The sequence below is a fragment of the Carnobacterium sp. genome, from assembly GCF_032094055.1.
Classification (GTDB): Bacteria; Bacillota; Bacilli; order Lactobacillales; family Carnobacteriaceae; genus Carnobacterium_A.
Map to the genome: position 1 here is coordinate 1 of NZ_DAMDAK010000025.1, position 6987 is coordinate 6987.

Consider the following 6987-nt stretch of genomic DNA (forward strand, 5'->3'; position numbering starts at 1 on the left):
GATTAGAATGTAATCAAAAATAATATTGAAACCTGCTCCAATCATCATACTGATCATCGAAATACGAGGATTTCCATCAGCTCTGGAAAAGTTATTCATACACATGGCTAAACATTGAAAAACAGCTCCATATAAAATAATACTCAAGTAGTCAGTCGCATAAGGCAGGACGGCTTCACTAGCCCCAATATTTCTTAAAATCGGTTCAATAAAGATATTTCCTAGAACCGTAAACGTCAGCCCTGCGATAATCGCTAATGCAACTCCATTGCCCAAATAATGTTGGGCTTTTTCTGTTTCTTTCCGACCAAGACTAATCGAAAAGCGGGTCGCGCCTCCAACGCCGACCATCAAACCAAAAGCGATCATCACTAAGGTAACTGGATAGGTAATGGAAGCTGCAGCTAATCCCAACGAACCTAGATCAGGAGCATTCCCAATAAAGATTCGGTCAACAATATTGTAGACGGCATTGACAAACATTCCGATGATGGCAGGGAGGGAGAACTCTAGCAATAAAGTTGAAATTTTTTCTGTTTCTAATCGGTTGTTACTCGGCATAAGTTACCTTCTTTCTGAATTTAATTAACTGAATAATAGCTGGGGATGGTAGTTAAACAAGGCTTTCAATCATTACCATAGCAATCCGTTTAAGGCAAGTCAACTGTACTAAGCTGTTTTTTTATAGAGTAGGGCGGGCTTGTTCTGCGTTTCTTAGATAAAAGCGAACACTGCTTTCGCTAAAATCAAATCCAGTTTTAAAAAAACTAGGAATTTTAATAATTTTTCAAAAGAAAGGCTTATCATTTTAAGTAAATCCGAACTTAGGCTATACTAAGCAGTGTAAAGAATTAAAAAATATAAATGAAGGAGATGTTGTTCATGAACGATTTTTCAAATTCAGTCAGTACAGGATTCAATTCATTCATGGGATTCTTACCGACACTGCTAGGTGCCATTGCACTGTTAGTTGTAGCTTGGCTCATAGCTGTTCTAGTCCGTAAAGCAGCGCAAAAAGGACTAAAAGCAGCAGGATTTGGCCGACTTCTAACGAAATGGGGGTTAACCAATTCAGATGAACAAGCCAACAGCACCATCGATTCGATTGGAAAAGTCCTTTACTACTTGGTCTGGTTGATTTTCTTACCAGGAATTCTAGGCATGCTGGGACTAAATGCTATCTCTACGCCAATTACGAATATGCTTAATTCTGTTTTAACCTTCTTACCGAAATTATTTGCAGCAGCCGTTATCTTGGCGATTGGTATCTTCGTTGGCCGATTTGTTAAAAACTTAGTCTATAATTTATTGATCACTGTCAATATTGACAAATGGATCTCTAAAATGACGAGCTCAGATGCAGCAACTGAAGAAGCAGCACCCTCTCAAAATCAAAAGATGACCATTGCTAAAGTATTGGCAAATGTGGTTTATATCATTATTTTAGTTCCTGTTATTACAGTAGCACTTGAAACCCTGCAAATCCGCAGTATCGCTGAACCGATTATTATGGTCCTAAATCAAGTACTAGCCGCTATACCAAATATTATCGTGGCTGTTATCTTAATCGGTGTCGGTGTTATTTTAGCAAAATTTGTTGGGGACCTGATTACTGGTTTACTACAAGGTACAGGTATCAATAAATTAAATAAATACCTTAGAACACCAGGAAAAGTTTCTTCTTCAATAGACTTGGCAAATGTTATTGGACAAGTCATCCAAGCTGTTTTAATCGTCTTCTTTGTTGTAGAAGCTTTAAATGTCTTAAACTTAGAAGTATTGAATACAATTGGTCAAGCTGTCATTGCCTACTTGCCATTGGTTATCAGCGCATTGCTCATTCTAGGCATTGGTATCATTGGAGGAACAATATTAGGAAACTTTATCTCTCAAACAACTGGAAGCCAAATGTCTGGTAATATTGTCAAATATATTCTGATCGTGATGTCTGTCTTTATGGGATTAGACCAATTGAAATTTGCAACAAGCATTGTAAACTTTGCTTTCTTGCTCATTCTTGGTGGATTATCTGTAGCTTTTGCTATCTCATTTGGGATCGGCGGACGCGAATTTGCTAAACGCCAATTAGAACGTTTAGAAACCAAAATGGAAAAAGAAGAAAAAACAAAATAAAGGATGCGGAGCGCTCTCGCCTAGCTCAGACAGAAAATTAGAAAAATTCCCGCAAAAGGCTACAAGCCTTGAGGACAATTTTATCTATTTTCCGAAGAGCTAGAGCGCGCAGCTCAACTAACAGGATGCGGAGCGACCCTGATAGACACACAGTAATTTTAGGGATTTGCAAGCAAGAGCATCCCGCGCATTGCTGAAAATCATCTAAATTACAAAGTGTCTGGGTCACGCAACTCAACTAAGAATAAGATATGGAATTCCGCATAGGAGTTTCAATTCAAAACTTGGAATAAAGAAAACAAAGTAGTTGCTTTGTTTTACCTATTTTAAACTATTTATAAGAATAAAGCTGGTTTTCCATTTGGGAAAGCCAGCTTTATTTTTTGATGAAGCAAAATAGACAAGTTGAGGTTTTTTGGGCGATGACTTCTCTATCAAGAACCATTTTACCATTGGACGATAAAAAATAAATTTTTAGTAAGTAAATGTCTTTAGACAATTCAATAACCTATTTATATGGTAAAGTATAATTAGGAAGAAAAAGGACGTAACCTGATGCTTTTTAGTATCAGGAAAGATGAACAAGGTTGTTTTAACTAAAATAATTAGGAGGGCGGCTTGATTTTACAGAATACTAATATAGAAAGGAATTGTTTTTTATTTGAATATACTGACAGAAAAATTTAAAGAAGTTTCGTTATCTGTTTTGCCGATTGTGGCAATCGTATTTATTTTGCACTTCACTATTGCACCTTTAGAAACAAGTCTGTTATTGAGATTTTTAGTAGGCGCTTTATTTATTATTGTAGGATTGGCTATCTTTTTATTGGGTACCGATATTGGCATTACACCAATAGGAACTCAAATGGGAAAAGGTGTCGCCAAGAGTAATAAAGTCTGGATCGTTATCATTGCTGGTTTAGCCCTTGGTTTTTTCATTTCAATCGCTGAACCGGACTTGCATATTTTAGCGAACCAAATTGCAACAGTAACGAATGGAGTCATTACAAACACCAGTATTTTAATTTTTGTTTCCATTGGAATTGCTGTGATGGTAACAATTGGTTTACTTCGCATTGTATATAATATCCCCTTATATAAGTTGTTAACGGGTATTTATCTTCTCATTTTTGTTTTAGCTCTATTCACATCTAATGAATTTTTATCTTTGGCATTTGATGCGTCAGGTGCAACAACTGGGGCGTTAACGGTTCCCTTTATGCTGGCTCTGGCATTGGGGATAGCCTCATTAAAGAAAGTCGGCAAAACGTCGGAAGAAGATAGTTTCGGTTTAGTTGCCATTGCTTCGTCAGGAGCGATTATTGCCGTGATGTTAATGAATATTTTCGGCGGGCAAAATGAAATGTCCGGTAGTTTAGAGGTGGATCCAGGCGGCTCATCGGCTATTATTCAGCCGTTTCTTGCTCAATTGCCGACTATTTCAGGTGAAATATTTATAGCCCTCTTTCCAATCTTGGCAATTTTTCTGATTTACAATTTTTTATCGTTAAAGCTTTCCAAAAAACGATTAAATAAAATCCTAAAAGGAGTTTTATATGTTTTTGTTGGATTGGTTTTATTCTTGACCGGTGTCAACGCTGGGTTTATGGAAGTAGGAAATGTAGTCGGATATACCATAGCTTCACTGGATAATCGATTCTATGTACTCTTAGTCGCTTTTGTGTTAGGATTAGTGACGATCTTAGCTGAACCAGCTGTATATGTTTTAACTCACCAAATCGAAGAAGTAACACACGGATATGTTAAACGAAAAGTTATTTTATTGGCTTTATCTCTTGGTGTCGGGCTAGCGGTCCTATTGTCCATGGTCCGTATTTTATTACCAGGATTGTTACTGTGGCATATGCTTTTACCGGGCTATATTATAGCTATCGGATTAATGTACATTGTTCCTAAAATGTTTGTCGGAATGGCCTTTGATGCAGGTGGAGTAGCATCAGGTCCAATGACAGCGACATTTATCTTAGCCTTTGTACAAGGAGCAGCAGAAGCCATTGAAGGAGCAGACGTATTGATGGATGGATTCGGAATGATTGCAATGGTGGCTATGATGCCGATCATTACATTGCAGCTTCTAGGATTGATTTTTAAACTGAAATCTAGAAAGGGCGGGCTTCAATAGCATGGAAACAAACGTTATTGCAGGAATCAATTATGACATACTTTGTTTTATTGTAAACGATGGAATGGGAAGCAAAGTCTTGAAGTTGGGCAAACAAGATGGTGTATCAGGCGGAACCGTTCTTTATGGATTCGGCACGGTTAATAACAATGCCTTAAGAATGTTGGGCTTGGACGATATTCGTAAAGAAATCGTGATTTTAGCAGCTAAAAAAGAAGTTGCAGAATATACACTGGAAGATTTATCCAAAAAACTTAAACTGGAAAAACGCAATCATGGTATTGCATTTACTATTCCAATTGTGAATCTTCTAGGAAATAGAAATTGTGTTTATTCACAAAATGCAAGCAGTAGAAAGGTTGATAATGTTATGCACCAAGCAATATTTACGATTGTGGATCATGGTCAAGCTGAACAAGTGATCGATGCTGCTGTTGCAGCTGGTTCACAAGGTGGAACAGTGATTACTGGAAGAGGATCCGGCAGTCATGAAACTAGCAAATTATTTTCAATGGACATTGAGCCTGAAAAGGAAATTGTGATGATTTTGTCTGAAACCCATACAACAGATGCGATTGTAGCTTCTATTAGCAATGCTATAGAAATTGAAAAACCTGGCAATGGTGTACTGTTTACATTAGACGTTAATAATACTAAAGGCTTATTTTAATTCATTTTACACGAGAAATGGTTCGCTGCACTGAGTAGCCGAACCATTTTTTATTTAATCACTATTTGACAGAAAGCGTTTCAAAAACTATACTAAAATAATTGAATCAAATTGTCTTTAAGAAATTATGTATATAAAGAAAGGGATGCAACGAAGTGAGTTTGAATGAAAAAGAAAAGAAAATTCTAGCTGCCATTCGCAGAGACCCTTTTATCAGTCAACAAAAATTAGCCGATGAAATCAGCTTGTCTCGTTCAGCCACTGCTAATCTTATTTCAGGATTGGTTAAAAAGGAACATTTATTAGGGAAAGCTTATGTACTCAATGAGAAAAAGCCTGTGGTGTGTATTGGAGCGGCCAATATTGATCGTCGTTATTTATTGGAAGAAAAATTAGTCCCTCATTCGACAAATGATGTCAAAGAACGTTCATCTGTCGGTGGCTGTGCACGCAGTATTGCTGAAAACCTTGGACGGCTCGATATAGAAACAACGTTGCTTTCTATTGTCGGCAATGATGCGTGTTGGCAGCAAATCAAAGCAGAATCAGAACATTTTATGGATATTTCGCAAGTTGATGTTGTGGAAAATGGGACGACGGGAACGTTTATGGAAGTAGTGAGCGTTCAAGGAGAGATGGTTCTTGGGTTGGCGGACATGGATATTTATCATTCAATGACTCCAGAATGGCTGACTCGACACCTTTCTGTTTTAAAGCAGGCCGAGTATCTGGTAGCTGATTTAAATCTGCCAAAAGAAACACTTGAATTTCTAATTGCTTTTAAAATAAAGCATCAAATTCCATTGATGCTTATCACTGTCTCCATTCCTAAAATGGAAAATATACCAACTTGTTTAAAAGGTGTAGATTTACTGATCACTAAACACGATGAAACAGCAGAATTTTTTAATACTCCAGTGAACAGCCAAGCAGAATTAGAACAAGCAGCCTTAAGATGGCTCGAGTTTGGGATGAAAAATGTGGTCATCAATAAACATGACTCCGCAGCAATCGTTGTTACCGATAAAAAGAAAATTTATTATTATGAAGACCAGAAGAACTTTGAAGAACGTTACCATTGGGGTGTAAATGAAGCGTATTGTGCTGGCATGGTGTATGCGCATACGCAAGACAAGCCTTTTTTTGAAGGATTATTAGCAGGATTAGCCAACGCCTATTATACTGCCAGAACCGTTCAGCTTATCCGCCCTAATTTATCAACCATGCAACTAGAAGAAGATGTCCGGTTATTTTCTCGAGCCATTAAACACTACCAAATGTGATAAAACATTTTTAGTCAAAAAGAAATTGAATGAGCGACTTTTTTAGCTTGCGGAGGAATAGATGTGAAAACAATAAAAAAAATTCTTAATAGCGTTGCAACGCTGGTTGTCCTGCTCTTTGTAGGGATAGCAGCTGTCAGTTTCTTTTCAGCACCGGAAGCAAACGGTTTATTCGGTTATAAGAATTACACCGTTGTGAGCGGCAGTATGGAGCCTGTATTATCTCCAGGTGATTTTATTTTTGTAGAAATGAAACCTTATCAAGCAGTAAAAGAAAATGATTTGATTACTTTTTCGTCAAATGATGAAATCGTAACACATCGGGTTGTTCGAAAATCAGCAGAAGGGCTGAACACAAAAGGGGATGCCAATACGATTGAGGACCAAGGAGCCATTACCCAAAAGAGTTATATTGGAACAGTCAAATTGATTATCCCTTATTTTGGGCATCTGGTCATTTTCTTACAAAAACCATATGCTGTTGCTGCATTAGCAGCGTTGATTGGGCTCTATTTAATGATTGAGTATTATTATCCAATCATTAAGGAAAACAAGAAAAATAAAGGCAGCAGTCAAAAACAAATAAGTTGAATGTGTCTAAAATGTGTCGCCTTCAGATTAAAAAATTAAAAAAGTTTTATACAATAAAATAGTCTTTAAAAAACAGATTTTGAATGTTTATCCAAAATCTGTTTTTTATTTTCTTAAATAGCCTAACAAAATTTCGACAATTTACGGATAATTTAACAAAATAAAAA

Annotated in this window: 6 protein-coding genes; 5 read left to right on the forward strand and 1 reads right to left on the reverse strand. The window is 36.9% G+C overall.

Features of this window, described 5'->3' with window-relative positions; genetic code table 11:
- The coding region (locus tag RT405_RS05580; RefSeq protein WP_313468274.1) for an MATE family efflux transporter at positions 1 to 561 on the reverse strand (561 nt) is incomplete at its 3' end.
- 321 nt (positions 562 to 882) lie between these two features.
- Between RT405_RS05580 and RT405_RS05585 the strand changes: the two genes are divergently transcribed.
- From RT405_RS05585 to RT405_RS05605, 5 genes are all read left to right on the forward strand, one after another.
- Complete coding sequence (locus tag RT405_RS05585) at positions 883 to 2133, forward strand: mechanosensitive ion channel (protein WP_313468275.1); 1251 nt, start codon at positions 883 to 885, stop codon at positions 2131 to 2133.
- Between the two features lie 661 nt (positions 2134 to 2794).
- Positions 2795 to 4276 carry a DUF1538 domain-containing protein gene (locus RT405_RS05590; protein WP_313468277.1) on the forward strand — a complete coding sequence of 494 codons (1482 nt, stop codon included), beginning with the start codon at positions 2795 to 2797 and terminating at the stop codon, positions 4274 to 4276.
- Between the two features lies 1 nt (position 4277).
- The gene (locus RT405_RS05595; protein WP_313468278.1) at positions 4278 to 4946 is read left to right on the forward strand and encodes a P-II family nitrogen regulator; all 669 of its coding nucleotides are present in this window, start codon (positions 4278 to 4280) and stop codon (positions 4944 to 4946) included.
- Between the two features lie 155 nt (positions 4947 to 5101).
- Positions 5102 to 6229, forward strand: a complete 1128-nt coding sequence (locus tag RT405_RS05600; RefSeq protein WP_313468280.1) for a carbohydrate kinase — start codon at positions 5102 to 5104, stop codon at positions 6227 to 6229.
- A 63-nt stretch (positions 6230 to 6292) separates the two neighbouring features.
- The gene (locus RT405_RS05605) at positions 6293 to 6820 is read left to right on the forward strand and encodes a signal peptidase I (RefSeq protein WP_313468282.1); all 528 of its coding nucleotides are present in this window, start codon (positions 6293 to 6295) and stop codon (positions 6818 to 6820) included.
- Positions 6821 to 6987: the final 167 nt, after the last annotated feature.

Coding starts and splice junctions, on each gene's coding strand:
- RT405_RS05585 (WP_313468275.1), top strand. CDS start 883: ATGAACGATTTTTCAAATTCAGTCAGTACAGGATTCAATTCATTCATG.
- RT405_RS05595 (WP_313468278.1), top strand. CDS start 4,278: ATGGAAACAAACGTTATTGCAGGAATCAATTATGACATACTTTGTTTT.